Origin of the sequence: Actinocorallia libanotica (assembly GCF_039525175.1) — a bacterium.
In the GTDB taxonomy this organism is placed as follows: domain Bacteria; phylum Actinomycetota; class Actinomycetes; order Streptosporangiales; family Streptosporangiaceae; genus Actinocorallia; species Actinocorallia libanotica.
Genome location: NZ_BAAAHH010000027.1, coordinates 18,121 through 42,726 on the forward strand (window position 1 = coordinate 18,121; position 24,606 = coordinate 42,726).

At 71.2% G+C, this 24,606-nt stretch carries 24 protein-coding genes; 8 read left to right on the plus strand and 16 right to left on the minus strand.

The features are described 5' to 3' along the window. Positions 1 to 8 precede the first annotated feature (8 nt). From ABD140_RS27660 to ABD140_RS27680, 5 genes are all read right to left on the minus strand, one after another. Positions 9 to 998 carry a FecCD family ABC transporter permease gene (locus ABD140_RS27660; protein WP_344243937.1) on the minus strand — a complete coding sequence of 330 codons (990 nt, stop codon included), beginning with the start codon at positions 996 to 998 and terminating at the stop codon, positions 9 to 11. Beyond that, positions 988 to 1,797 carry a siderophore-interacting protein gene (locus tag ABD140_RS27665; RefSeq protein WP_344243938.1) on the minus strand — a complete coding sequence of 270 codons (810 nt, stop codon included), beginning with the start codon at positions 1,795 to 1,797 and terminating at the stop codon, positions 988 to 990. Before ABD140_RS27665 ends, ABD140_RS27660 begins: the two co-directional genes overlap by 11 nt. Before the next feature lie 10 nt (positions 1,798 to 1,807). Then, on the minus strand, positions 1,808 to 2,806 hold the full coding sequence (locus ABD140_RS27670; protein WP_344243939.1) for an ABC transporter substrate-binding protein: 999 nt from the start codon (positions 2,804 to 2,806) through the stop codon (positions 1,808 to 1,810). 134 nt (positions 2,807 to 2,940) lie between these two features. Next, entirely contained in the window at positions 2,941 to 4,191 is a 1,251-nt protein-coding gene (entS, locus tag ABD140_RS27675) for an enterobactin transporter EntS (protein WP_344243940.1), read from the minus strand. A gap of 71 nt (positions 4,192 to 4,262) precedes the next feature. After that, entirely contained in the window at positions 4,263 to 5,072 is an 810-nt protein-coding gene (locus ABD140_RS27680; protein WP_344243941.1) for a siderophore-interacting protein, read from the minus strand. Positions 5,073 to 5,162: 90 nt separating this feature from the next. On the opposite strand from ABD140_RS27680, the gene ABD140_RS27685 reads away from it, so the two are divergent. Then, positions 5,163 to 5,972, plus strand: a complete 810-nt coding sequence (locus ABD140_RS27685; protein WP_344243942.1) for a helix-turn-helix domain-containing protein — start codon at positions 5,163 to 5,165, stop codon at positions 5,970 to 5,972. A 46-nt stretch (positions 5,973 to 6,018) separates the two neighbouring features. Here the strand turns inward: ABD140_RS27685 and ABD140_RS27690 are convergent, their stop codons facing one another. The 5 genes from ABD140_RS27690 to ABD140_RS27710 all read right to left on the minus strand — a co-directional run bounded on the left by ABD140_RS27690 (position 6,019) and on the right by ABD140_RS27710 (position 10,300). Beyond that, the gene (locus ABD140_RS27690) at positions 6,019 to 6,462 is read right to left on the minus strand and encodes a nuclear transport factor 2 family protein (RefSeq protein ID WP_344243943.1); all 444 of its coding nucleotides are present in this window, start codon (positions 6,460 to 6,462) and stop codon (positions 6,019 to 6,021) included. A gap of 30 nt (positions 6,463 to 6,492) precedes the next feature. Continuing rightward, positions 6,493 to 7,308: a lysophospholipid acyltransferase family protein gene (locus tag ABD140_RS27695; RefSeq protein WP_344243944.1), complete on the minus strand. Its 816-nt coding sequence runs from the start codon at positions 7,306 to 7,308 to the stop codon at positions 6,493 to 6,495. Continuing rightward, positions 7,305 to 8,057: a GNAT family N-acetyltransferase gene (locus tag ABD140_RS27700; protein WP_344243945.1), complete on the minus strand. Its 753-nt coding sequence runs from the start codon at positions 8,055 to 8,057 to the stop codon at positions 7,305 to 7,307. The genes ABD140_RS27695 and ABD140_RS27700 overlap by 4 nt, the downstream gene beginning before the upstream one ends. 87 nt (positions 8,058 to 8,144) lie before the next feature. Next, complete coding sequence (locus ABD140_RS27705) at positions 8,145 to 9,023, minus strand: TIGR03619 family F420-dependent LLM class oxidoreductase (RefSeq protein WP_344243946.1); 879 nt, start codon at positions 9,021 to 9,023, stop codon at positions 8,145 to 8,147. Between the two features lie 26 nt (positions 9,024 to 9,049). Further along, positions 9,050 to 10,300 carry an ATP-binding protein gene (locus ABD140_RS27710; protein WP_344243947.1) on the minus strand — a complete coding sequence of 417 codons (1,251 nt, stop codon included), beginning with the start codon at positions 10,298 to 10,300 and terminating at the stop codon, positions 9,050 to 9,052. 338 nt (positions 10,301 to 10,638) lie between these two features. Between ABD140_RS27710 and ABD140_RS27715 the strand changes: the two genes are divergently transcribed. Together ABD140_RS27715 and ABD140_RS27720 are read left to right on the plus strand one after the other, a co-directional pair. Continuing rightward, a complete protein-coding gene (locus tag ABD140_RS27715; protein WP_344243948.1) occupies positions 10,639 to 11,031 on the plus strand; it encodes a hypothetical protein in 393 nt (130 codons plus the stop codon). 107 nt (positions 11,032 to 11,138) lie between these two features. After that, positions 11,139 to 12,152 (plus strand): TerC/Alx family metal homeostasis membrane protein, encoded by a 1,014-nt coding sequence (locus tag ABD140_RS27720; protein ID WP_344243949.1) that lies wholly within the window; start codon positions 11,139 to 11,141, stop codon positions 12,150 to 12,152. Here ABD140_RS27720 and ABD140_RS27725 read toward each other — a convergent pair. Further along, positions 12,131 to 14,596: a glycoside hydrolase family 65 protein gene (locus tag ABD140_RS27725; RefSeq protein ID WP_344243950.1), complete on the minus strand. Its 2,466-nt coding sequence runs from the start codon at positions 14,594 to 14,596 to the stop codon at positions 12,131 to 12,133. The two genes, ABD140_RS27720 and ABD140_RS27725, sit on opposite strands and share 22 nt — an antisense overlap. Positions 14,597 to 14,657: 61 nt before the next feature. Next, the gene (locus ABD140_RS27730; RefSeq protein WP_344243951.1) at positions 14,658 to 15,215 is read right to left on the minus strand and encodes a hemerythrin domain-containing protein; all 558 of its coding nucleotides are present in this window, start codon (positions 15,213 to 15,215) and stop codon (positions 14,658 to 14,660) included. A 179-nt stretch (positions 15,216 to 15,394) separates the two neighbouring features. On the opposite strand from ABD140_RS27730, the gene ABD140_RS27735 reads away from it, so the two are divergent. After that, entirely contained in the window at positions 15,395 to 16,591 is a 1,197-nt protein-coding gene (locus ABD140_RS27735; protein ID WP_344243952.1) for a hypothetical protein, read from the plus strand. A gap of 18 nt (positions 16,592 to 16,609) precedes the next feature. Here the strand turns inward: ABD140_RS27735 and ABD140_RS27740 are convergent, their stop codons facing one another. Both ABD140_RS27740 and ABD140_RS27745 read right to left on the minus strand, forming a co-directional pair. After that, positions 16,610 to 18,241 (minus strand): ABC transporter permease, encoded by a 1,632-nt coding sequence (locus tag ABD140_RS27740; protein WP_344243953.1) that lies wholly within the window; start codon positions 18,239 to 18,241, stop codon positions 16,610 to 16,612. A 9-nt stretch (positions 18,242 to 18,250) separates the two neighbouring features. Further along, the gene (locus ABD140_RS27745) at positions 18,251 to 19,171 is read right to left on the minus strand and encodes an ABC transporter ATP-binding protein (protein WP_344243954.1); all 921 of its coding nucleotides are present in this window, start codon (positions 19,169 to 19,171) and stop codon (positions 18,251 to 18,253) included. A 150-nt stretch (positions 19,172 to 19,321) separates the two neighbouring features. Here ABD140_RS27745 and ABD140_RS27750 point away from each other — a divergent pair, with 150 nt between their 5' ends. Further along, a complete protein-coding gene (locus ABD140_RS27750) occupies positions 19,322 to 20,056 on the plus strand; it encodes a hypothetical protein (protein ID WP_344243955.1) in 735 nt (244 codons plus the stop codon). A 4-nt stretch (positions 20,057 to 20,060) separates the two neighbouring features. On the opposite strand, the gene ABD140_RS27755 is transcribed toward ABD140_RS27750, so the two are convergent. Further along, a complete protein-coding gene (locus ABD140_RS27755) occupies positions 20,061 to 21,344 on the minus strand; it encodes an ArsB/NhaD family transporter (RefSeq protein ID WP_344243956.1) in 1,284 nt (427 codons plus the stop codon). A 13-nt stretch (positions 21,345 to 21,357) separates the two neighbouring features. Continuing rightward, positions 21,358 to 21,816: a CBS domain-containing protein gene (locus ABD140_RS27760; RefSeq protein ID WP_344243957.1), complete on the minus strand. Its 459-nt coding sequence runs from the start codon at positions 21,814 to 21,816 to the stop codon at positions 21,358 to 21,360. 237 nt (positions 21,817 to 22,053) lie between these two features. Here ABD140_RS27760 and ABD140_RS27765 point away from each other — a divergent pair, with 237 nt between their 5' ends. From ABD140_RS27765 to ABD140_RS27775, 3 genes are all read left to right on the plus strand, one after another. Further along, entirely contained in the window at positions 22,054 to 22,698 is a 645-nt protein-coding gene (locus ABD140_RS27765; protein ID WP_344243958.1) for a response regulator, read from the plus strand. 78 nt (positions 22,699 to 22,776) lie between these two features. Next, a complete protein-coding gene (locus ABD140_RS27770) occupies positions 22,777 to 23,940 on the plus strand; it encodes a sensor histidine kinase (protein ID WP_344243960.1) in 1,164 nt (387 codons plus the stop codon). Beyond that, the gene (locus ABD140_RS27775; RefSeq protein WP_344243961.1) at positions 23,937 to 24,596 is read left to right on the plus strand and encodes a response regulator; all 660 of its coding nucleotides are present in this window, start codon (positions 23,937 to 23,939) and stop codon (positions 24,594 to 24,596) included. Before ABD140_RS27770 ends, ABD140_RS27775 begins: the two co-directional genes overlap by 4 nt. Positions 24,597 to 24,606 lie beyond the last annotated feature (10 nt).

Here is a 24,606-nt window from a genome sequence, read left to right on the forward strand (position 1 = left end):
GAGAGGAGTCATAGGGCGGCGGTTCCGTAACGTCGTACGGCCCAGATGAGCACGGGGCCGCCGAGGAAGGCGGTGACGACGGCGACGGGCACCTCTCCGGTGCGCAGCAGGACCCGGGAGATGATGTCGGCGGTCAGCAGCAGGACGGGGCTCAGCACCATCGTGTAGGCCAGGAGCCAGGGGATGGAGCCGGAGGCCAGGCGCCGGGCCAGATGGGGGATGATCAGGCCGACGAAGGCGACGGGGCCGGCGACCGCGGTGGCGGTCGCGGCGAGCAGCGTGATGAGGACGAGGACCGCCACGCGGGTGCGCAGGACGTGGGCGCCGAGGGTGGAGGCGACCTGCTCGCCGAGGGCGATCGCGTTCAGCGGGCGTGCCACGAGCATGCTCCCGGCCAGGGCGACGAGGAGCACCACCAGCGGGATGAGGAAGGGCGTCTGCTCGCGTCCGGCGAGGGAGCCGATGTACCAGAAGCGGTACTTGTCGAGGACGTCCGGCTGGAGGATGCGCAGGCCCAGGGAGACGCCGGCGAGCAGCGTGCTGAGGGCGGTTCCGGTGAGGATGAGCCGCAGCGGCGAGGAGCGGCCGACGGCGTAGACGACGACCGCGGCGATCACGGCTCCGGCGGACGCCAGCAGCAGCTGGGTGACCTGGGAGCCGGCCAGCCCGAAGGAGGCACCGATCGTGATGGCGAAGGCGGCGCCGCCGGTGACGCCGAGGAGCCCGGGTTCGGCGAGGGGGTTGCGGGTCAGCGTCTGGACGAGCGCGCCCGCCGTGCCCAGGGCGGCGCCCACGCAGACGGCGAGGACGGTGCGCGGCCCACGGATGTCCCGGACGATGACGTGGTCGTTGCTCCCGGTGTAGTCGGTGAACGCCCGCAGCACCTCGGCGGGCGCGATCGCCTGCGCTCCCACGCAGACGCTCGCGCCCACCAGCGCGGCGAAGAGGAGAAGGGATCCGGCGAGGATGACGACGCGCCGGGCGAGGTCAGTCCTCAAGGTCGGCTACTCCGCGCTTCCAGTAGCCGGTGAACAGGGAGTCGAGCCTGCCCTTGCTCCAGGCGCGCAGCGGCTTGATGTCGTCGGCCTCTCCTGCGGCGAACAGGAACGTCCGCGTGTCGGGGAGGTCGAGGGCCTGCACGGTCTCGGCGAGCGAGGACCGGGTGCCGGAGCGGACGAGCCAGGTGACCGAGACGCCCGCGCGTTCGGCCAGCGGGTAGGCGTGGTCCGCCTCGTCGTCGGTCTCGATCACGAGGTGGGCGGAGGTGTCGGCGGGTGACTCCTCCAGCCAGCGGGCGGCCGCGGGCAGCGCGGTGGTGTCGACGGCGAACACGTAGTGGTCGTAGTTGTGCGGGAAGGCCTTGGCTCCGGGCGGACCGGCGATGGCGACCTCGTCGCCGACCTGGACGGTGGTCGCCCAGGCCGAGCCGACGCCGCCCTCGTGCACCACGACGTCGATGTCGAGTTCCCCGGCCGCGGCGTCGTACCGGCGCGCGGTGTACCGGCGCGCCGGCGGCGAGGGGCGCGGCCAGTCGAGGGACAGGTCCTCGGTGGGGACGGGCAGCCGGAGAGCGCCGTCCGGGTCGGGCAGGACGATCTTGAAATGGTCGTCGGCCTGGTAGGAGTGGAATCCCGCCAGGCCGGGTCCGCCCACCGTCACGCGGATGATGTTCGGCGTCACGTGGGCGCGCCGCAGGACGGTGGTGGTGCGGATGCAGATGGGGTAGCCGATGCGGACCACGCCGCTTCCCGCCTGGTGGTGGGAAGCGACGCGCTCACGGGGGTTGCTGCGATCCATGCGGGTTCCGTCAGCCCTTCAGAAGCGGGGCGAGCGCCTCGTCGACCGCGTCGAGGGTCTTCATCGCGGAGGCGTAGGTCGCGGCCTCGGTGTAGCGCAGCGGGAAGACCTTGCCGGCCTTGACCGCGGGCAGCTCCTTCCACAGCTTGGAGTCCATGGCGTACCGGACGGACTCCGGGACGGTGCCGTCGGCGCTCACCGTGTAGGTGATCGCGTCGGCCTCGCCGAAGCTCTCGGGGAGCTCCTCGATGGAGGGGTACTCGCTGACGTCCTCGCTGCCGCCGCCCTTCTCCTTCACCTCGCCGTAGTAGGTGACGCCGACGTCGCTGGGGATGTTGGTGCCCCAGGAGTGGGCGAACTCGCGGTGGAACGTGCCGGACGCGGCCTCGCCGTAGCCGCCGAGGTGCCCGAACTTCACGTCCTTCAGGACGTCCTTGTACTTCTCGCCGATCTCTTTGGCCTTCGCCTCGTACGCCTGCTTGTTCTTCTCGAAGCCGTCGAGCCGGCCGGCGGCGTCGGACTGCTTGCGGGTCAGTTCGCGCCAGGCGTCGGGCAGGGACGGGCCGATGGCGACGACCGGCGCGATGGATTCGAGCCGCTTCACGTCGACGTCGGCGAGGACGGGGGCGGGCACGCCGATGACGATGAGGTCGGGCTTGACCCCGGCGATGGCCTCGTAGTTGGTCTCGGCAGCGCTCTCACCGGCGACCTTCTCGAGCTTGTCGTAGGTGGCGCGGTCCTCGTCGGTCATCATGGGGAGGCCGCGCTGCCAGCTGGAGATGCCGACGAGGGCGGCGTCCGCCTCGATGAGGGCGGGGACGGCGTAGCCGGTGGCGACGACGCGCTTGGGGTCGGCGGGGATGGTGATCTCGCCGTTGTCGGCGGCGAAGACGCGGGTCGCCGACTTGGCGTCGTCGGACGACTTGTCGTCGGAGCCGCAGCCGGTGGCGGTCAGGGCGAGGGAGAGGGCCAGGACGCCGACGAGGCGCCAGGGCTTGCGAGAGGACATCGGGGGTTCCTTAGATACATGCAGGTGAACGGCACCGGGAGGGCCCGGAAGCGCTACTTAGGCTAGCCTTACCTTCCCTCTGGGGGATATCGGTGAGAGGTCAACCTGTGTCGGTCAGGGGACATTCCGCCTGTTCAGGATGTCGTGTCCGCTTCTTCCCGGGCCAGGGTCGCCCGGCGCAGGCCGGGCACGCACACCGCCAGCAGCAGCGCCGCGACCGCGCAGACCGCTCCGTTGACGACGGCCGCCCCGCCCGGGTTGAACCAGCGGGCCAGCGCCGCGGCCTCGGCGCCCGCCAGCACGCGCCCGGCGGTGTCCTCGGCGTTGAGCACGCCGTTGATCCTGCCGCGCAGCCCGTCGGGGGTGTGGTGCTGCACCAGGGAGTACTCCAGCACCTCGTAGACGATGCCCGCGGCGCCCGTGACGGCGAGCATCACGAGCGCGACGGGCAGCGCCCCGCTCAGCCCGAAGCCGATGGTCGCGAGCCCGCCGGTGAAGGCCGCGCCCAGCAGCACGAGCCCCGGACGGCGGGTGCCGCCGATCCACCCGCTGGTCATCGAGACGATCATGGCGCCGACCGCCGGAGCCGTGTAGAGCAGCCCCAGCACCATCTCGTCGCCGCCGAACCGCTCGTCGACGAACTCGGGGAACAGGACGGTCGGGACGCTGAACAGCGCGGTGACCGCCCCCATCGCCAGCAGCCCGCCCACGGTCGGATGCCGCACCGCGAACCGGAAGGCCGCGCCCAGCGAGGTCGCGTCCTCCCCGCCCCCGCCCCGCTTGGGCGGCAGCGGACCCACCCGGACCAGCAGCAGCACGGTGAGCGCCGTGGAGACGGCCGTGACGGTGTACGCCCACGCCGGATTCCACAGCGCGATGACGACGCCGCCGAAGAAGGGCGCGACGACGGAGCCGATATGCCCGGTCAGCGAGATGAGCGTGCCCGCCGCCGGAAGCTGCCGGGGCCGCACGAGCGTGGGCGTCGCGGCCATCAGCGCCGTCGTGCTGACCCCGTTGGCCAGTCCGTTCCAGGCGACGCACGCGTAGACGGCCCAGACGGAGGGCTCGTCGAGGAACGCGTTGGCGGCCAGCCCCACGAAGCCCAGGCCCGCCGCGGACCGGGACGCGATGATCAGCGGCCGCCGGTCCATGCGGTCGGCCACCACCCCGCCGGCCAGCGACCCCAGCAGCATCGTCAGGCTCATCACCATCACCGTGACGGCCACCCCGAACGACGATCCCGTCAGGTCGTACACCTGGTCGGAGAGCGCCACCGCGGCCATGCCGATGCCCAGCAGCGACACCGTCCGCGCGATGAAGATCGCCCGGAAGGGCGGGCTCTCCCGCAACGGCGAGGTGTCGAGCACGAAGTTACGCAGCCGCATGACCGTCCTTCTCCAAGGTTCGTGCCGCACGCGGACTCCACGCGGACGGCGGGGTTCGTGAGAGGGAAGGGTCAGTCGTCAAGGTCGGCCACACCGCGCTTCCAGTAGCCGGTGAAGAGCGAGTCGAGCCTGCCCTTGCTCCAGGCGCGCAGCGGCTTGATGTCGTCGGCCTCTCCTGCGACGAACAGGAACGTCCGCGCGTCGGGGAGGTCGAGGGCCTGCACCGTCTCCGCCAAGGCGGACGCGGCATCGGAGCGGACGAGCCAGGTGACCGAGACGCCCGCGCGTTCGGCCAGCGGGTAGGCGTGGTCCGCCACGTCGTCGGTCTCGATCACGAGGTGGGCGGAGGTGTCGGCGGGCGACTCCTCCAGCCAGCGGGCCGCGGCGGGGAGCGCCGTGGCGTCCACGGCGAACACGTAGTGGTCGTAGTTGTGGGGGAAGGTCTTGGCTCCGGGCGGACCGGCGATGGCCGCCTCGTCGCCGACCTCGACGTCGGACGCCCAGGCCGAGCCGGCACCGCCCTCGTGCACCACGACGTCGATGTCGAGTTCCCCGGCCGCCGCGTCGTACCGGCGCACCGTGTACTTGCGCGAGACGGGGGACGGGTGCGGCCAGTCGAGGGTGAGCTCCCCGTTGGGGACGGGCAGCCGGAACGTGCCGTCCGGGTCGGGGAGGATGATCCTGACGTGGTCGTCGGCCTGGTAGGAGTGGAACCCCTCCAGGCCGGGTCCGCCCACCGTCACGCGGATGATGTTCGGCGTCACCCGGGTGCGCCGCAGGACGGTGGCGGTGCGGATGCAGATGGGGTAGCCGATGCGGACCACGCCGCTCCCCTCCCGGTGGTGGGAGGCGACGCGCTCACGGGGGCTGCTGCGGTCCATGCGGAAATCCTTCGTACGTGCAGGTGGGGGGCCTCCACGGAATCGGAAGCAGCATTTAGGCTAGCCTTACCTTCTCTTGGTGGAATATCGATGGGAGGTCAACCCGTGTCGGTCAGCGGTCAATTCCCTACCGATCCGGACTGGTGCGAGGACTACGGATACCGGCTCGGCAAGCCCGACGGCATCATGGTGATGAAGTACGGGTCGACCCGGGCTCTGGCGTTCGGGGAGGGGCGCGACGACTTCCTGCACCAGCTCTACTGGTCGCCCGACGGCATGCTCGGCACCCTCTCGGAGGCGGACGGCAGGTTCGTCGGCCCCGGGGAGGCCTTCTGGGTGCGCAAGGCGGTGGGCCACGAGGTCAGCGGGGGCGCGGGCCAGACGACGTACCGCGTCCTGCTGCGGGAGGTGCCCCCGGTGCTGAAGGGCGTGCGGGTCGCGGTGGTCTCGGTGGGCGACGAGGTGGCCCGGCTCATCCAGTACCTCGCCACCGCGGGCGTCTGCGAGGACGAGGCGCTGGAGGCCCGCGCCCGCATCATGGCGGGCCTGCGCACGACCCGCGAGCTCGCCGACCGCTGCGTGGACGGGCGCGGCTTCGCGATGGTCGTGGCCCGGTCCCTGACGCGCGAGCCCGCCGACTCCACCGGGCTGGAGGAGTGGGCCGCCCGGCTGTGCACCAGCGTCAAGACCCTGCAGCGGGACTTCGACCGCGAGTTCGGCATGTCGTACACGCAGTGGCGCACCCGGCTGCGCCTCCAGGCGGCGCGGGTGCTGCTGAAGGGGCCGCAGCCGGTCACCCAGGTCGCCCACCAGGTGGGCTACGCGAGCCCGTCCGCGTTCATCCAGGCGTTCGCGAAGGAGTACGGCCACACGCCGGGGGAGTACGTGCGCCGCGGATAGGGCGCCGCCTGCGGGTCGTCCCCCGCCGCCCGCGGGCCGTCGCCCGTCAGCCGCTGAGGGTGGCCATCGCCCGCTCCGGCTCCCAGTGGGCGCGCAGCGAGGTGATGAGCCCTTCCTCGTCGACGGTGTAGACGATCACGCAGTCGACCAGCATGGTCGCGCCGTGGCCCAGCGTCATGGTGAGGGTGGCGATGTTGGCGCAGCAGGGGCCGTTGGCGAACGAGTCCTTCACATGGAACCGGATGCCCTGGACGGGGCCGACGAAGTCGTCCCAGAACTTCGCGATGCCCGCGTGGCCGCGGTGGCCCTCGCCTTCGGGGTCGAGCATGGAGGGGCCCACGGGGTCCTCCACGAGCGCGTCGGCGGAGAAGGCGGCGAGCCACTCGTCGCGTTTCCCGGCGGAGGCCGCGGTCATGGAGCGCAGGGCCGCGCGGCGGGCGGGATGGTCGCCGTCCGGCGCCTCCCACAGGACGGCCGAGGAAGAAGTCACAGCAAAACTGTAACGTGTTCTCGTTTTGGGTCAAGGGGCGGCCGTCCGATGTCCCGCCAGGACCGCGCGGGACCTGGCCGCGAGGGCGCGCCGGTCGTCGACGCCCGGGAGGGGGCGGATCGCGGGCCGGAGGTCGAGCCGGGCGGTGAGCGCGTCGGCGGTGAGCACCCGGTGGAAGGAGGCGGTGAAGGTCCCGTCGCCCACGTAGGCGGCGACGGTGGTGGGCGCGCCGCGTTGCAGATAGGCCAGGGCGACGGGGCGGACGGGGGCGCGGGCGTCCAGCGCGGCCTGGAAGACCGCGCGGCGGAAGGGGCCGCCGGCGCCGCCGCACCGGGTGGTCCCCTCGGGGAACACCATGACGGACGTGCCGCCGCGGAGCAGGTCCGCGAGGGCGGCGACGGTGCGTGGGAGCGCGTGGAGGCTCCCGCGGTCGATGAAGCGGGTGCCGCAGCCACGGGCGAGGGCGCCGAGGAGGGGCCAGCGGGCGATCTCCTGCTTGGCCAGCATGGTCACCGGCTCCACGGACAGCAGAACGAGCACGTCGAGCCAGGAGACGTGGTTGGCGACGACCAGCGTGCCGACGCCTCCGGACACGCTCAGCCCGCCTCCGGGCGCCTCCCGTCCGTCCTCGCGGACGTCGACCCGGACGCCCATCGCGTCGAGCAGGGAGCGGGCGCGGCGGCGGCGTTCGTCCGGCGCGGCGAGGCGTGCGCGCGCCGGGAGGGTCCCGGCCAGGTGGTCGGCGACGGCGGCGAGGCGGACCGCCGCCGCGGGGAGGGGGACGGACGGGCTCGCGGCGGGCAGGCAGGCGGTGGTGCAGGGCGAGACGGGGGTCCAGGCGTTCACCGCGCCTCCCCGAGGAAGTGGCGGCGGTAGCGCTCGTGGACGCCGTCCAGATCCAGCAGGACGAAGAAGTCGACGGTGCCGAAGTCCGGGTCGTGGTGCGGGGCGCCGCAGATCCAGGCGCCGAGCCGCAGGTAGGCGCGCAGGAGCGGCGGGAGGTCGGGGTAGCGCGGCGCGGCGTCGGGGACGCGGGACGGCGTCCAGGGCGTGCGGGGGCGGACCCGGAAGGCCGCGGGCGCGGCATGCCCGCCCTCGCCGAACCGCAGCGCCGTGGTCGCGGCCGCCTCCCCTTCCGCGAGGGGGACGGAGGCGCAGCCCGCGAGGTAGCGGTGCCCCGACAGCAGGGCGTAACGGGCGATGCCCGCCCACATCAGGTTGACGACGGCGCCCGTACGGTGCTCGGGGGCGACGCAGGCGCGCCCCATCTCCACCATGGTGGCGCGGACGGGAGCCGGGAGCGGGCCGAGGTCGAACTCGGTGCCGGCGTAGGAGGCGCCGCCGCGTCCCGGGGGGAGCAGGCGGTAGGTGCCGACGACGTCGCCCGTCGCCGTCTCGGTGACGATGAGGTGGTCCGCCGCCGCGTCGAACGGATCGGCGTCGTGGCCGGCGAGGAGCGTGGCGGGCCGCGCGCCCTGCTCCTGGCAGAACACGCGGTGGCGCAGCCGCTGGGCGGCGCGGACCTGGTCCTCGGTCGCGGCGATCGAGAGGGCGTAGGCGTGCCGGGCGGCGTCCTGAAGGGGGGTGACCGTCATGCGCAGCACGATCACCGGGCAGGACGCCCTCCCGGCCAAGTCCCGCGTTCCATTCCCGGAACCGCGGGTGAACCCTGTCCGCCCGGCTCAGCCGTTGACCTTGGCGATCACCGTCTCGGCGAAGCGCTCCAGCTTCTCGACCTTCTTGGCGAGGGGCTCGGTGTCGGGCCCCTTGATGTAGGGGACGCGGAAGCCGACGATGACGTCGGTGACGCCCTTGTCCTCCAGGCGCTTCACGCCGTCGGGGGAGTAGGCGTCCATGGAGATGACGTGCAGCTCGAAGGGGCGGTCGGCGGTGCCCTCCTCGGCGCGCAGGGCCGCGAGGCGGGCCAGCAGGGCGTCGAGCTCCTCGCCGTCCCCGCCGCCGTGCATCCAGCCGTCGCCCAGCCGGGCGGCGCGGCGCAGCGCGCGGTCGCTGTGGCCGCCGACGAGGATCGGGATCGGCCTGGCGGGAGTGGGCGACATCTTCACGGCGGGGAAGTCGAAGAACTCGCCGTGGTACTCGAAGTAGCCGCCCGCGGTGAGGCCGCGGACCACCTCGATGCACTCGTCCATCCGCTTGCCGCGCCGCTCCCACGGCACGCCCATCACCTCGAAGTCCTCCCGCCACGGGCTCAGCCCGACGCCCAGGGCGAGCCGGTCGCCGGTGAGGCGGGCGATCGAGCTCGCCTGCTTGGCCACCAGCACCGGCGGGCGCACCGGGAGCTTCAGCACGAACGGTGTGAACCGGATCTTCGACGTCACCGCGCCCATGGCGGCGATGAGGGTGAACGTCTCGATGAACTCCTTGTCCTCGAGGAACTCACGGTCGCCGTCCGCGGTGTAGGGGTAGCGCGAGTCGGACTCCCGCGGATACACCAGCGAGTCCGCGACGTTGACGCTGGCGTAGCCCGCGGCCTCGGCGGCCTGCGCCAGCGGCAGGTAGTAGGAGGGATCGGTCATGGCCTCGGCATAGGTGAACCGCATGGGGCCGGAGCATAGTAGAACCTGTTTCAGCTGTCTGCGGTCGTCCCGCTCAACGGTTGCGCCAGCGGCAGGCGCAGGACGAACCTGGCGCCGCCGGAGGGGCCCTCGTCCACGTACAGGCGGCCGCCGTGGGCCTCGGCGATCTCGCGGGCGATGGACAGGCCCAGGCCGGTGCCGCCGGGGTCCTTGCGACGCGCCTCCTCCGCGCGGTAGAAGCGCTCGAAGATGCGCTCGCGCTCGGACTCGGGGACGCCGTTGCCGTCGTCGACGACCTCCAGCACCGCTTCGGAGTCCCGCGCCTCGACCAGGACCTGGACCTGGCGGGTGCAGTGCCGGTCGGCGTTGGTCAGGAGGTTGGCCAGCAGGCGGGACAGCCGGATGCGCGAGGCGTTCACGGTCACCCCGGGGCCGGAGCAGCTGAGGACCTGGTGCTCGAAGGCGTGGCGCTTGAGCTCCTCCTCGAGCTGGACGCCCAGGTCGACCGTCTCGAAGGGGGAGCTCTTGCGGGCGTCCAGGTGGGCGAGCTCCAGCAGGTCGCAGACGAGGTCGTTGAGCCGCTGGGCGTCCCGCAGCACCGAGTGGAGCACCTCCTTGGCGTCGGCGTCCGGGTCGGAGAGCGCCTCCTCCAGGCGCAGCTGCAGTCCGGTGAGGGGGCTGCGCAGGTCGTGGGAGACGTCGGAGACGAACCGGCGCTGGCGCTCCACCGCCTCCTGCAGGGACGCGGCGATCCTGCGCTGCCGCTCGTGCGCCTGCTGGAGCCGCTCGTTGAACTCCTGGAGCTCCCGGGAGCGGGCGTAGATGTGGCTCTCCATCGCCTCCAGCTCCGCGCGCGTCCTCGTCCCCGCCACCCTGCGGGCCTGGCGCAGCCGCTGCAGGAAGGCGGTGACCTCCTCGACCTGGTGGATGACGTACTTCGGCTTCCCGTCCGGCCCGAAGACCGGCGCGGCGACCTCGCTCCAGTAGCGCTCCGCGAACTCGCCAGGCCGTCCGGGGACCTCGAGGTTGTACTTCAGCAGCGCCACGACATCGCGTTCGCCCGACTTCAGAGCCCGCTCCAGCGAGCAGCGCAGCGCACGGGCGCTGTGGGAGTCCGGGTCGGTGGGGTCGTCGGGGAAGAGGTCGAGGAGGAACCTTCCCACCACTTCCTCGGCGCGCCTTCCCGCCGACGCGAGAAAGGCGTCGTTGGCCGCCACGACGACGAGGTCGCCGTCGATCAGCGCGGCCGGGGAAGGACCGTCCCGGAAGACGGCCATGTAGTCGATCTCGCGATCTTCCATTCAAGGCACCCTTCGCGGAGCTTCAACGGAACGAAAACGAGGAAACGCGGCATTCCTATTCCGATTTTCGCGCCGGGTCGGAAGACTTTGCACTCCCGCCCGCACTTCATTCCCTTCTCCCGGCCGCCGGAGAGAATGGTGGAAGGAAAAACTATCTACCCGTGGTCCGCCGGCCCCGCCCGCTCCGGCGGCGCGCCGCCGCCCGGCGCGGCCGTCGCGGGATCCTGCTCCGGTACCCGCCTCCGGCGTCCCGTCCATGCTCTCGGAGGTGTCACGGTGCCCTGACATTTTCGGTTCACCTCTAGGGCCACCCGCATGACTGCGGGGATAATCCCCGGGTGTTCAAGACCCTCTTCGCCCGGGCGGGCACCTTCTTCTGGTACGCCTCTCTGGGGCTCCTGCTCCTGGCCCTCTGGATCCTGCTCAAGGACGCCTCGCTGGCGCCGGCGGCCGTCGCCCTGGCCGTCGGCGGGCTCCTGGCGATGGGGGTCTCCCTGCCCTGCCGCGAGACGCGGGTGGAGATCTCCGAGCACGGCATCGCCGGACACGGCCTCCTGCGCGTCCCCGTCATCGGCTGGAGCGAGGTCAGCAGGCTCAGCGCCACCCGCAGCCGGGGTCTGAACTACGTGCTCGTCGGCTCCTACGAGACCTCCGGCGACTTCCGCCTCGGCCCGCTCACCCGCAACGACGTCAGGCGCATCACCGAGATCTGGGAGACCCGCCCCGAATGACGGCGCGCCCCGCCCGGCACGATTTCGCGGCTCCGCCCGTTGGGATGGAGATCGCGGCTGAGGGTAGTGCTCCCTGGTGGGGCGGGGGCGGAAGGTGAGGAGAGCGGATGGAGATCACGGCGCTCGGATGGGGCCTGACGATCGGACTGATCGCGGCCCTGTTCGTCCTGGACCTGGGGATGGGCGTGCTGCGCCCGCACCACGTGGGGTTCAAGGAGGCGGCCGCCTGGTCGACGTTCTACATCCTGATCGCCCTCGGGTTCGGCGTCGTGCTGGCCACCCAGGTCGGCTGGGACTACGGCGGGCAGTACTTCGCCGGGTACATCGTCGAGAAGAGCCTCTCGGTCGACAACCTCTTCGTCTTCGTGATCATCATGTCGACGTTCGCGGTGCCCGACCGCTTCCAGCAGGAGGTCCTGACGTTCGGGATCCTGCTGGCGCTGATCCTGCGCGCGATCCTCATCGCGCTGGGCGCCACGCTGCTGTCGCTGTTCTCCTTCATGTTCCTGCTGTTCGGGCTGCTGCTGCTGTGGACGGCCGTGCAGCTCTTCCGGCACCGCAACGAGGACCCGCACGTGGACGACAACCTGCTGGTGCGCGCCGCCCGCAGGTTCCTGCCCGTCACCGACGAGTACGTCGACGGGCACATGATCACCAAGGTCGACGGCCGCCGGGTGGTGACGCCGCTGTTCATCGTCCTGGTCGCCATCGGCGGCACGGACATCCTCTTCGCGCTCGACTCCATCCCCGCGGTGTTCGGCGTGACGCAGGAGGCGTACATCGTCTTCGTGGCCAACGCGTTCGCGCTGCTCGGCCTGCGGGCGCTGTTCTTCCTGGTGACCGGCCTGCTGGACCGGCTGGTGTACCTGTCGACGGGCCTGTCGCTGATCCTGGCCTTCATCGGGGTGAAGCTGATCCTGCACTGGGCGCACGACCTCAGCGACGCGGTGCCGGTCATCACGACGCCGTTCTCGCTGGCCGTCATCGGCGTCATCCTGGTCGTCACCACGGTGGCGAGCCTGGTCAAGGTGCGCCGCGACCCGACGGCCAAGGCGCACGCCGGCACCGTCGTGGTGCGCCGCGCCCCCGGGCGGCCCGCTCAGGAGCAGGAGGAGGAGTGAGGCGGCTTCTCCGGTAGCCGGTGCAGGATCCGCTCGCCGCCCTCCAGGCAGTGCCTCCGCCCGTCCACGATGACGTCGACGGGGGCGGCGGTGCCCGGCCTCGCGTGGACGAGCACGTGCTCGTGGCTGATCTGGAAGTGCAGCCAGTGGCCCCGGTAGCGCAGGTCGAAGTCCAGCCACTTGAGGTTCTCGGGCAGGCAGGGGTGCAGCCGCAGCGCGTCGGCCCTGGTCTCCAGGCCGGTGTAGCAGCGCTGCAGGATGTCCACGGTCCCGGCCATCGCGCCCAGGTGGATGCCCTCCTTGGTGGTGCCGCCCTGGGTGTCGGCGAGGTCGGCGGCGAGCGCCTCGCACAGCAGCTCCCAGGAGCCCTCGCGGTTGCCGCGGGAGGACACCCAGGAGTGCACGACGCGGCTGAGGGTGGAGCCGTGGCTGGTGCGGGCCTGGTAGTAGGCGACGGTCTCGGGGATGGTCGCGGGGTCGAACGTGTAGCCGAGCCGCTCCAGCACGGGGGCGAGCTCCTCGACGCTCAGCAGGTAGAAGAGCATGAGCACGTCGGGCTGCTTGGACAGCTTGTAGCGGTTGGTGCTGTCGCCCTCGGCCTCCAGGATGAGGTCGAGCCTGCCGATGTTGCCGTACTTCCTCTCGTAGGCGGCCCAGTCGAACTCCTCCAGGTCGGCGTACCCCTCGAACTGGGCGAGCAGGCCGCCGGGCAGGAAGGGCACGTGCAGCCGCCTGCTGATGTGGTCCCACTGCCGCAGCTCGTCGGAGGTGACGCCGAGCCGCTGCCACAGGTCCTCGGTGTGGTGGCCGCCGAGGATCTCGTGCGCCTCCTGGACCCGGGTGAGCGTCCAGGCGGTCATGATGTTGACGTAGGCGTTGTCGTCCAGGCCCCTTCCGGGCCGGTCGGGGTAGCCGTCGTGGAACTCGTCCGGGCCCATCAAGCCGCGCAGGTGGTAGCGGTCGGCCGCGGAGTCGTACTCGGCGAGGGAGGCCCAGAAGCGGGCGATCTCGACGAGGAGCTCGGCGCCGTAGGCGGCGAGGAAGTCGACGTCGGCGGTGGCCTGGTAGTAGAGCCAGATGTTGTAGGCCACCGCGATGTTGATGTGGTACTGCCGCCGCGAGTTGTCGGCCATCCAGCGACCGGAGCGGGGGTTGAAGAACTCCCAGGGCGTCTCCTCCCGCCCGTCGCTTCCGCTCTGCCAGGGGAAGAGCGCGCCGGCCGCTCCGGTCTCGCGGGCCAGGAGCCGGGCCTGGGGAAGGCGGCGGTAGCGGTACAGCAGCAGTGATCTGGTCAGCTCCGGCACCCGCAGGTTGAGGATCGGGAAGACGAACAGCTCGTCCCAGAAGACGTGGCCGCGGTACCCCTCGCCGTGCAGGCCGCGTGCCGGGACGCCCACGTCGAGGTCGGCGGTGTTGCGCGACAGGGTCTGCGTGACGTGGAAGACGTGGAGGTTGACGGCGCGCCGCTCGGCCGTCCCGTCGTCGCCCTGGAAGGACAGGTGGAAGCGCTTCCAGAGGTGCTCCCAGGCCAGGAAGTGCTCGGAACGCAGCGCGTCGAAGCCGGGGGACGCGTCCAGCTCGATGCGGGCGGCCTCCAGCGGCTCGGAGATGGCCTTGTCCCGCGCGGTGAAGACGGTGACGATCTTGTCGGCCGTCACGGGAACGCCCGCGGAAGTGGGGAGGGACAGCTGGTGCCCCGCCTGGCGGGGGCCTTCGATGTCCTCTATGGCGGCGATGGCGGGGCGGTCGTCGCGGCGCAGAAAGGTCCGTGCGGCCATGGCGACGCGGATGTCGGACTGGTTGGTCTCGGCGACGATCCAGTGCGCGTCGTCCTGGTGGCCGGTGGCGAACTCGTGGAGGTGCTCCTTGGCGAGCGCGTCGAACGCGGCGACGTTGTCGTTGCGCACCTCTCCGTCCAGCAGGCTGCGCACGTGGAGCATCCCGTCCCAGTCGATGGGGGTGATGACGGTGCGCAGCGCCACGGTGTGCGGCCGGTTCAGGGCGACGAGCCGCTCCTGGAAGAGCCGGGTGCGCCGGTGGCCGGGATCGCGGACGAACGCCTCCCGCAGCAGGAGGCCGTGCTGCATGTCGAGGACCTCGTGCCAGTGCTCCACCTCGTACGCGCCGGGCGCGAACCAGGGGCCGTCCTCGGCGCGGAAGGTGAGGGGCAGCCAGTTCATGACGTTGACGAGGCTCTCGTCGTCCCTGGTGCGGCCGTGGACGTGCGAGGTGAGCCGGTTGTAGACGCCCGCCAGGTAGGTGGCGGGGTAGCGGACGCCGTCGGCGGTGTCCTCCGGCGCCGCGCCGCGTGTGGCCAGGTAGCCGTTGCCCAGCGTCAGCAGCGCCTCCCGGGTCCCCTCATCGGTGGGGTCGGCCTCGGTGTAGGAGAGCAGCCACTGGCTGTCGGGCGTCTCGCACAGGGAGCAGACGAGGTGCGTGGTCATGCTGCCGTGCTGCCCGGAGAAAGCCTTGGTCAAAACCGGATGTATCTCACTGGGGAGATGTTCAGCCCTTGTGGGAGCGGATGGCGTCGCGGACCCGGTCGGTGATCGCCGCGATGGGTCCGAGCAGCATGTTCTTGGTCGCCGACTCGACGCCGGGGCGCGGATGGGTGGGGGCGGTGGCCTCGGCCGCCTTCACCGCGGCGGCCATCGTGCGCAGCTGGCCCTGGCCCAGGCGGTCGCGCAGCTGGGCGAACTCGTAGCGCTCCTCGTAGCGCGCGTGGCTGAGGACGGCCATGCGCAGCCGGTCGAGCATCGACATGAAATTCGGGTCGTCGGTGTCCATCTTCTCCAGGGTGGCCAGCATCTCCTTGGCCTTGCGCTCCTCCTCGAGCCGGTCGTCGATGAGCCCGTCGCCGCCCGGCAGCGCCTTGCGCGCCGCGGGATGGACGATCTCCTCCTCCGCGGTCTCGTGAACGGCGAGCAGGTGTACCAGTTGCCCGAAGAATTCCTTGCGCTCCTGGCCTTCGGCCATCAGCGTCCGCATGAACAGCTGCCGGATCTGCGCGTGCTGCTCGACGAGGAGGTCGATGACGTCATTGCTGGTGGAGGTCTGAGCCATGGTGCTTCCTTCCCTGATGCCGGTGATCTGGCCCTACCCTGGTTCTTTTCCCTTATGGCCGGATGATCTGTGATGAAGGTAATGATTTTTTTATTGTTATTGGGGCGGTGAAAGGCGGGTAGAGGCGGGATGAATCTCATGGGTCGTATCGAAGCCATCCATCCGAAAGGAATGATCACATGGCGTTCAATCCGCTCGAACATCGCGGAATCCCCCTCGAAAAGCAGGTACGCAGCTGGCGGGAGTTGAACATCGATCCGATCGACCCCGACAACGCCGACCCCTACACCCGGTGCCGCGTCATCACGATGAACGGCATCGAGGTGGAGGCCGCCCTGTTCAACCACCACCTCAACCGGGTGTGCGCGGACATGGAGGTCAAGCAGAAGCTCGCCGAGGTGCGCTACATCGAGCAGCAGCAGCAGAAGGCGGTCAACTGGCTGCTGCCCGGCCAGTCCTCGGTGCTGGAGACGACCCTCGCCTACGAGCAGGTCGCGGTGGACCTCACCGGCTGGGTCGCCCGCATGGAACCCGACCCGTACCTGAAGCAGGCGTACGAGTTCGGGCTCCTGGAGGACTTCGACCACCTGTACCGGTACGCCAACCTCTTCGAGATGATCGAGCACCGCAAGGCCGAGGAGATCGTGGACGGCCTCACCGAGGTCATGCCGGGCCGCCCCACGATCCAGCACCACAGGCACCCGGCCGACAACCTCAACGAGCCCTACGACCGCACCACCGCGGCCCCTCTGTCGAAGCTGCACGCGCTGACCATCATGGCGGCCGAGCAACAGACCATGAACTACTACATGAACGTGGGGCCCCAGTACATGGAGCCGATCGCCCGGAGCCTCTACCAGGAGATCGGGATGGTCGAGGAGGAGCACGTCACCCACTACGAGTCGCTCGTCGACCCCGGCGAGACCTGGTGGGAGCGCCTGGTCAACCACGAGTACAACGAGTGCTACCTCTACCACTCGTTCATGGAGACCGAGAGCGACCCCCGGATCAAGGCGATCTGGGAGCTGCACCTCAACATGGAGCTCGCCCACCTGCACGTCGCGTGCGACCTGATGCGCACCTACGACGGGCGCGACCCCGAGAGCATCCTCGCTCCCGAACTGCCCACGCCCGTCACCTTCGAGCCGAACAAGCAGTTCGTCCGCGACCTGCTGGCCACCCAGATCGACCTCACCAAGCTCGGCACCGGCTACGTCTGGGAGGCGCACGAGCGCTTCGAGAAGATCCAGCGGGAGCTGATGGGCGGCCACCCGCCGGCGAGCGAGGAGGTCATCACCGAGCACCGCGACCGCATGGGCGGCGACTACCGCCTGGAGACCGAGGGTCCCCACCCGGTGGAACGCCTCCGCGACTGACCGCGCCGCGGAGGGCTCTCAGTCGCCGGTGAGGTCGCGGTGGTGGAAGGCCAGGAGGCCGAGGGCGGCCAGGGCCAGGGCGAGGGCGGTCAGGACGGTGGCCGCCAGAGGGGTGAAGGGCTCGGCGGGGACGGGGTTCAGGTGGTGGAAGGGGGAGAGGGACAGGATCCACCCGGGCCAGTCGAGGCCGGGGCCGATCATCTCCAGCAGGTAGGCGGTGAAGGCGGTGGCGGCGGGGAGGGCCACGGCCAGGCGGGGGGCGAGGCCGTAGACGAGGAGGGCGAAGCCGAGGAAGAAGGCGATGGCGGGGAGGGGGTTGAGGGTGGCGCTCAGGACGTCGGCCAGGGAGACGCCGCCGTCGGTCAGGGCGATGCCCGCCCACATGGCCAGGCCCGAGGCGAAGGCGATGAGGACCGCGCCGGCGGCGGTCAGCGCGAGGTGGCCGCCCAGCCAGTGCCCGCGGGTGACGGGGCGGGTGAGGACGGCGTCCAGGCGTGCGGCCGACTCCTCGGCCCGGGCCGCTCCGACGCGCCAGCAGGCGTACAGGGCGGTGAACAGGCCGAGCATCGTGCCCATCATGCCGACGAAGGAGAGGACGACCTTCTCGGCGTCCCAGCCGATGGCCTCCAGGGTGGCGCGGTAGGTCGGGTCGTCGGCGACGAACCGGACCACCGCGTCGACGAGCAGACCCGTGACCAGCGCGTAGGCGCAGATGCCGACCGCCCAGCCCAGCAGCATGCCCCGGGTGGTGCGCCAGGCGAACGCGGTGGGACCGCCCAGGAGGCGGTCCCGGGGCGGGCGGCTGTCCTTCTCGGTGAGCAGGGCGCCGCCGGTGTCGCGGGCGTGCCGCAGCCGGGACGCGGTCACGGCCAGGGCGGCGGGCACGAGGAGGAGCAGCGCCAGGGCGATCCAGTTCGGGTCGCGGTAGGCGTGGAGGGCGTCCATCCAGCCGTACGGGGTGGCCCAGCGCAGCCAGGCGAGCGCGTCGTCGCTGTTGGCGATCATGCGCAGCACGTAGAGGACGCCCAGGGCCACCGCGGTGAGGGCGGTGACCCGGCGGCGCATCGTGAACAGCTGCGCCAGGACGGCGGGGGTCCCGGCGAAGGTCCCGGCGAAACCGGCGACGCCCAGGCCGAAGACGACCGAGCCGCCCGGTGAGGCGTCCGCCGCCGACAGGGTCGCCGCGACGGCGGCGCCGACCAGCAGGAGCCCGCCGCCGATCACCAGGAACTGCAGGAGCAGCACCCGGCCCGCGGAGACGGGTCCGGTGAGGACGAACTCCGCGCGTTCGGACTCCTCCTCGCCGCGCAGCAGCCGCCCGGTGGCCAGCAGCGCCCAGATCGCGGCGATCGACTGCATCATCCAGCCGCCGTCCCAGGCGACGAAGCCGCCGACGGTGTCGACGGCGTGCGGGAAGCCCTGCATCATGCGCACGGCCGGGCTGTCCTGGAACTCCCCGAGCCGGGCGCGGGACGCGGCGTCGGGGTAGGTCGCCGCGTAGCTGACGGCCTCGACGAGGGCGAAGAGCGCGAGCCCGAGCGCGAGCAGCAGCACGCCCCGCCGGACCAGGCGGACCATCAGCCGCAGCACGGCGCGGTCGGCGGCGCCGGGGGCGGGCACGGCGTGGTGGGTGCGGGTCGCGGTGGTCACCGGCCGCCCCTACCTGTCGAGCCGGGCGGTGAGCCCGGTCTCCGGCCGCGCGGGCGACTCGTAGTAGGTCATGAAGACCTCTTCGAGGCTGGGCTCGTGGCTGCGCAGCTTCACCAGTCCGGTGCCGGCGAGCCGTTCCAGCAGGGGACCGGGCGGCCCCGTGAGGGTCACCCGCACCCCGTCGGGCAGCGGCTCGACCGAGGCGACGCCCGGCACGTCCGACAGGTCGGGCGCGGGGCCGTCCAGCGTCGCGTCGTAGACGGTGGCGTTCAGGCCGCGCAGGTCGGCCAGGGTGGCGACCTCGATCAGCCGCCCGTCGCGCAGGATGCCGACCCGCTCGCAGACGTCCTCGACCTCGGCGAGGATGTGCGAGGAGAGGAAGACCGTCTGGCCGCGGCGGGCGGCCTCCCTGGTCAGCGCCTGGAACTCGGCCTCCATCAGGGGGTCGAGCCCGGCGGTCGGCTCGTCCAGCAGCAGGAGGTCGGGGCGGGTCATGAACGCCGCGACCAGCGCGACCTTCTGCCGGTTGCCCTTGGAGTAGGAGCGGGCCCGCAGGCTCGGGTCCAGCCGCAGCCGCTCGATGAGCTCGTCCCGGTAGGCGGTGTCGACACGGCCGGACAGGCGGCCCAGATAGGTGAGGATCTCCATTCCGGTGAGCTGCGGCCACAGCGCCACGTCGCCGGGCACGTAGCCCAGGTGCCGGTGCGCGGCCCGCACGTCGCCGACCGGCACCCCCATGATCCACGCCCGGCCGGAGGTGGGCCGGATGAGGTTGAGCAGCAGCCTGATCGTCGTCGACTTCCCCGCCCCGTTCGGCCCGAGGAATCCGAAGATCTCCCCGCGGGGCACCTCCAGGTCCAGGCCCTCCAGGGCGACGGTACGCCCGAAGTGCTTGCTCAGCCGCTCGGTCCTGATCGCCTCGTCCGTCACCCGGCACCTCCGGTCTCGGCTTCGCGTGCCTCCAGGCTAGATCGGAGTCGCGGGAAGGGCCATGGCCCGAGGTCCCGGAGTGCGGGAAGTTCGCGGGTGGGTGGTTGGGGTAGTGACGTCCTCGACGGGGTTTTCGAGAGGGTGGGGGCGATGACGAGGACGCAGCCGCGCGGGCGGGTGGAGCCCACCCGGTACGCCGCCCAGTCCCCGCCGGTCCGGCGGGAGCCCTTCTGGGGCGGCGCGGTGCGCGGGGGCTTCGCCGCCTTCAGCCGGTTGCGCGGCGGCCACGTCTTCCATCCGTCCGGGAACATGTACGTGGCGACGCTGACGATCGACCGCGGCGACTTCCTGCGCGGCGCGGCGCGCAACCGCACGTACGAGGTGGTGGCCCGGTTCTCCCGCGCCCTGTCCCTGCCGGGCGGCCTGCCGGACATCCTGGGGATCGCGCTGCACGTCCCCACCGAGGAGGGGCTGATCGACCTGCTCTTCGCCACGACCGGCCGCCGGGTGGGGGCGCGGCACGTCCTGCTGCCCCGCCGCTCGTTCACCTCCGGCGCGTACACCACCCTGATGCCGTACGCGGTCAGGGGCAGGACGGCGCTGCTCGGCCTGTTCCCGCAGGGGCACCGGCGCGTCTCGGCCCGCCTGGACCGGCTCGACGAGGCGGTCGCCGCGGCGCCGCTGTCCTTCCGCCTGGCCAGCGCCTCCCTCCTCGGCCGCTGGCGGCCGCACGGCACCCTGCGCGTCCACACCCTCTGGACGGGAGAGGACCTCGGGGCCTTCGACCCCGAGCTGCACAACGTGCCCGAACTGCACCCGACGGGACCCTTCCAGACCTTCCGCAGAGAGGCGTACCGGGGTTCCCGCCGGGCGCGGGGGGAGTGAGCCGTCAGGTGAAGTAGCGCAGCCAGACGTACGCCCAGGCCATCACGGTGCTCAGCACGGTGACGATGACGCCGTAGCGGGTGAACTGCCAGAAGGAGATCCGGTTGCCCGTCTGGGCGGCGATGCCGATGGCGACGACGTTGGCGCTGGCGGCGATCGCGGTGCCGTTGCCGCCGAAGTCCGCGCCGAGCGCGAACGCCCACCACAGCGGTTCGCCGTCACCGGCGGGGAGCTGCGCGACGACCTCCTCCACGATGGGCGCCATCGTGGCGGTGTAGGGGATGTTGTCGAAGAACGCGCCGAGGACCGCGGAGCCGAAGAGCAGCGAGGTCGCGGCGGCCAGCGGCTGGTCGGCGAAGGTGTCCACGGCCCAGGTGCCGACCGCCTCGATGACGCCGGTGTGGACGAGGCCGGAGACCATGATGAACAGGCCGAAGAAGAAGACCAGCGTGTGCCACTCGACCTCTTCGAGGACCTCGGCGGTCTCGGCCCTGGTGACCAGCAGCATGACGCCCGCGCCGATCATCGCCACGATCGACGGCTCGACGTGCAGCACCGAGTGCAGCGAGAAGCCCGCGATGACCAGGGCCAGCACGATCATGCAGCGGACGAGCAGCCCGGTGTCCTTGATGGCGCGGCGCTCCTGCAGCGACATGATCTCGGCGGCGCGCTCGGGGTTGTACTGGAACGACCTGCGGAACATCACGCGGGTCAGCAGCACGAACACCACGAACACGATCACGACGATCGGCGTCATGTGGACGAGGAAGTCGTTGAAGCTCAGCCCGGCGCGGCTGCCGATGATGATGTTGGGCGGGTCGCCGATGAGGGTGGAGGCGCCGCCGATGTTGGAGGCGAGGATCTCGGCGATGATGTAGGGCACCGGGGAGATCGCCAGCCGCTTGCAGACCACCACGGTGACCGGGACGACCAGCATGATCGTGGTGACGTTGTCCAGGAACGGCGAGGCGATCGCGGTGATGACCATGAGCATGACCATCAGCCGGTAGGGCCTGCCCCGGGAGCGTTTGGCGGCCCAGATGGCCAGGTAGTCGAAGGCGCCGGTCTGCTTGACGATCCCGACGATGATCATCATGCCGAACAGCAGGAACAGCACGTTCCAGTCGACGCCCTCGTGCTCGGAGAAGAAGACCTCGGCGCCGGGCGTCAGGCCGAGCACGGTCATGATGCCGGCCGCGACCAGTACGATCTTGACTTTGTCTATTTTTTCGGTAGCTATAAGGCAGAATGCGACGGCGAAGATGGTGAAGGCGAGGATTGCGGTCATAGGGAGGCTCTCCTCACTCCCCCGGGGGGCCGGCCAGCGCCAGGCTCCCGACCAGCCGGTCCAGGGTCACCGCGCCCAGCAGGGCGCCGTCCTCGACCACCGCCACCAGCGGGCTGCGCAGCCGGGCCATCAGCGCCGCGACCTCCAGCAGTGTCGCGTCGGGGCGCACGGTCGCCGGCCGGCTCGCGCCCGAGAGCATGCAGTCGCCGACCGTCAGCCCGTTGATCTCCTCCCAGAAGAGGTCGGCGTGCGCCTCGTCGACCGCGCGGCTCAGCGCGGGGTCGTCCCAGTAGGCTCGGGGTATCAGGAGCCTCAGCACCTGGGTGCCGGGGAGCACCACCCGTGGCCGGCGCCGTTCGTCCACGATGATCAGTCCGGGTACCCTGCCCAGTCCCATCACCCGCACCGCGGTGGCGACCGTGTCGCCGAAGGTGACGGTGGGGACCTGGACGGCGATGTCGCGTGCCTGCATGGCTGATCCGCCTTCCGTTCGGTCTTTCGCGAGAGCAAAAAAAGAGTCATCATCAAGTCTTAAAAAACGGACGTTTGGTGACTATCCGTACAAGACCTCATTTCTCGCGGTGGTGACCCGTAGCCGGGAGGGGCGGGGATCCCGCGGCGTGCCCGAGGATGGGGGTGCGCCCGCATGGACACCGGTGCGCGCAGGGGACACCCTGGAGAGCGGGGAACGAGGAGAAGGAGAACGCCGGTGGAGTCACCGACCCGGATCCTGCTGGCCGACGACCACGCGCTGGTCCGCCAGGGGCTCCGGCTGATCATCGATGCCGAGCCCGACCTGAAGGTGGTGGCCGAGGCGTCCGATGGGGCGGAGGCGGTGCGCGCCTGCGACCCCGAGAAGGTGGACCTGGCGATCCTGGACATCGCGATGCCGCGCATGACCGGCCTGCAGGCGGCCCGTGAGATCTCCCGGCGCGCGCCCGGCGTGAAGCTCCTGTTCCTGTCGATGTACGACAACGAGCAGTACTTCTTCGCCGCGCTCAAGGCCGGCGCCAGCGGTTACGTGCTGAAGTCGGTCGTGGACCGAGACCTCATCGAGGCCTGCCGCGCCGCGATGCGCGGGGAGCCCTTCCTGTACCCGGGCGCGGTGACCGCGCTGATCCGCGAGTACCTCAGCCGGGAGGAGGGCGCGCCCGAGAGCATCCTGACGCCCCGCGAGGAGGAGATCATCAAGCTGGTCGCCGAGGGCCACTCCTCCAAGGAGATCGCCGAGACCCTGACGATCAGCGTGAAGACCGTGGAGCGCCACCGCACCAACATCCTGGCCAAGCTCGGGATGCGGGACCGGCTGGACCTCACCAAGTACGCCATCCGCACGGGGCTCGTCGAACCCTGACGGCGTCCCCCGCAGGTCGTACGCCGGTCCCCCGCCGGGTTGATCCCGCGCGGTCGCGCGCGTACGTACGCTGCGGGGATGACCGTGAAGAAGGTGGCGGAGCGGCTGAGGCGGCATCCGCAGGTCGTGGATCTGCTGTGGACTCTGCCGCTGCTGGCGTACGCGCTGCTCGTCATGCGGCACTCGCCCGAGCCGAAGATCCACCTGCTGCTGATCTTCGGGCTCCTGACGCCGCTGGTGTGGCGCCGGAGGTGGCCGCGCGCGGTGTTCACGGTCGTCGCCCTGGTCTCCTTCGCCCAGTGGCTGGCCGGGATGGCGCCGCAGGTGGCGAACATGGCGGTGCTGATCGCGCTGTACACGATCGCGACGCGGTCGAGGCTCCCCTGGGCGCTGGCCGCGGCGGGCGTCTGCGTGTTCGGCTTCTCCCTGGTGACCTTCGACGGAGACCAGTCCGTCCGCGACTCGCTGAGCGCCATGGCCACCATGACGGTGTTCATCGTGGCGACCCTCGTCTTCGGCGTGTACCTGGGCACCCGCCGCGCCTACCTGCAGAGCCTGGAGGAACGGGCCCTGCAGTCCGAGCAGGAGCGCGACACCCAGGTGCGCATGGCGATGGCCGCGGAGCGGGCCAGGATCGCGCGCGAGCTGCACGACGTCATCGCCCACAACGTCAGCGTCATGGTCGTGCAGGCTGACGGCGCCGCGTACGCCATCGACACCGACGTGGACCGGGCCAAGAACGCGCTGGAGACGATCTCCGCCACCGGAAGGCTCGCGTTGGGCGAGATGCGGAGGCTGCTCGGGGTGCTGCGGGAGAGCGACGACACCGGTGCCTACACCCCGCAACCCGGGGTCGAGCAGCTCGACGATCTGGTCGAGCAGGTGCGCGACGCCGGCCTTCCGTTGGATTTCACGGTCGAAGGCGAGCCGAAGGAGCTGCCGCAGGGATTGCAGCTCTCGGTCTTCCGTATCGTCCAGGAGGCTCTCACCAACACCTTGAAGCACGCGGGACCGGGCGCGAGCGCGCGCGTACGGCTCCGCTACGACAATGGCGCGGTGGAGATCCACGTCCAGGACGACGGCCGCGGCACCGCCATGGCCGAGAACGACGGGAAGGGGCACGGGTTGGCCGGGATGCGTGAACGCGCGGCGCTGTACGGGGGGACGGTACGGGCCGAACCCGTCCCCGGCGGCGGGTTCGAGGTGGCCGCGCGGCTTCCCGCGGGGGAGGCGGGCCGGTGATCAAAGTGGTGCTCGTCGACGACCAGGAGCTGGTCAGAGCCGGATTCCGGATGGTCCTGGACGCCCAGCCCGGCCTGGAGGTCGTGGGCGAGGCGGGCGACGGCGCCCAGGCCGTCGAGCTGCTGCGCTCGACGCGGGCGGACGTCGTGCTCATGGACGTGCGGATGCCCCGGATGGACGGCATCGAGGCGGCACGCCGGATCGCCCCCGGCGGGCCCAAGGTGATCATCCTGACCACCTTCGACCTGGACGAGTACGCCTTCGCCGCGATCAAGGCGGGGGCCGCCGGGTTCCTGCTGAAGGACGCCAGGCCCGCCCAGCTGATCGAGGCGATCCACGCGGTGCACTCCGGCGACGCGGTGGTCGCGCCCAGCACGACGCGCCGCCTGCTGGAGCGCTTCGCCGGCCACCTGCCCGAGCCGGGGGGCGCCGCGCCCGCCGTCGCGGTCGAGGGGCTGACCGACCGGGAGCGCGAGGTGATGCTCCTGGTCGCCAAGGGGCTGTCGAACGCCGAGATCGGCGAGCGGCTGTACGTGGCGGAGGCGACCGTCAAGACGCACGTCGGCCGCGTCCTGACCAAGCTGGACCTGCGCGACCGGGTGCAGATCGTGGTGTACGCCTACGAGAACGGCCTGGCGCGCGGCGCGTCCGGCTGAGGTCGTACAC

What these genes read in the sequence shown, in the direction of transcription:
- ABD140_RS27700 (WP_344243945.1), bottom strand. Translation starts at nt 8,057, where the DNA reads ATGACGGTCACCCCCCTTCAGGACGCCGCCCGGCACGCCTACGCCCTC.
- ABD140_RS27680 (WP_344243941.1), bottom strand. Translation starts at nt 5,072, where the DNA reads ATGGACCGCAGCAGCCCCCGTGAGCGCGTCGCCTCCCACCACCGGGAG.
- ABD140_RS27665 (WP_344243938.1), bottom strand. Translation starts at nt 1,797, where the DNA reads ATGGATCGCAGCAACCCCCGTGAGCGCGTCGCTTCCCACCACCAGGCG.
- ABD140_RS27730 (WP_344243951.1), bottom strand. Translation starts at nt 15,215, where the DNA reads ATGGCTCAGACCTCCACCAGCAATGACGTCATCGACCTCCTCGTCGAG.
- ABD140_RS27760 (WP_344243957.1), bottom strand. Translation starts at nt 21,816, where the DNA reads ATGCAGGCACGCGACATCGCCGTCCAGGTCCCCACCGTCACCTTCGGC.
- ABD140_RS27750 (WP_344243955.1), top strand. Translation starts at nt 19,322, where the DNA reads ATGACGAGGACGCAGCCGCGCGGGCGGGTGGAGCCCACCCGGTACGCC.
- ABD140_RS27685 (WP_344243942.1), top strand. Translation starts at nt 5,163, where the DNA reads ATGGGAGGTCAACCCGTGTCGGTCAGCGGTCAATTCCCTACCGATCCG.
- entS (WP_344243940.1), bottom strand. Translation starts at nt 4,191, where the DNA reads ATGCGGCTGCGTAACTTCGTGCTCGACACCTCGCCGTTGCGGGAGAGC.
- ABD140_RS27735 (WP_344243952.1), top strand. Translation starts at nt 15,395, where the DNA reads ATGGCGTTCAATCCGCTCGAACATCGCGGAATCCCCCTCGAAAAGCAG.
- ABD140_RS27725 (WP_344243950.1), bottom strand. Translation starts at nt 14,596, where the DNA reads ATGACCACGCACCTCGTCTGCTCCCTGTGCGAGACGCCCGACAGCCAG.
- ABD140_RS27720 (WP_344243949.1), top strand. Translation starts at nt 11,139, where the DNA reads ATGGAGATCACGGCGCTCGGATGGGGCCTGACGATCGGACTGATCGCG.
- ABD140_RS27670 (WP_344243939.1), bottom strand. Translation starts at nt 2,806, where the DNA reads ATGTCCTCTCGCAAGCCCTGGCGCCTCGTCGGCGTCCTGGCCCTCTCC.
- ABD140_RS27770 (WP_344243960.1), top strand. Translation starts at nt 22,777, where the DNA reads ATGACCGTGAAGAAGGTGGCGGAGCGGCTGAGGCGGCATCCGCAGGTC.
- ABD140_RS27705 (WP_344243946.1), bottom strand. Translation starts at nt 9,023, where the DNA reads ATGCGGTTCACCTATGCCGAGGCCATGACCGATCCCTCCTACTACCTG.
- ABD140_RS27755 (WP_344243956.1), bottom strand. Translation starts at nt 21,344, where the DNA reads ATGACCGCAATCCTCGCCTTCACCATCTTCGCCGTCGCATTCTGCCTT.
- ABD140_RS27710 (WP_344243947.1), bottom strand. Translation starts at nt 10,300, where the DNA reads ATGGAAGATCGCGAGATCGACTACATGGCCGTCTTCCGGGACGGTCCT.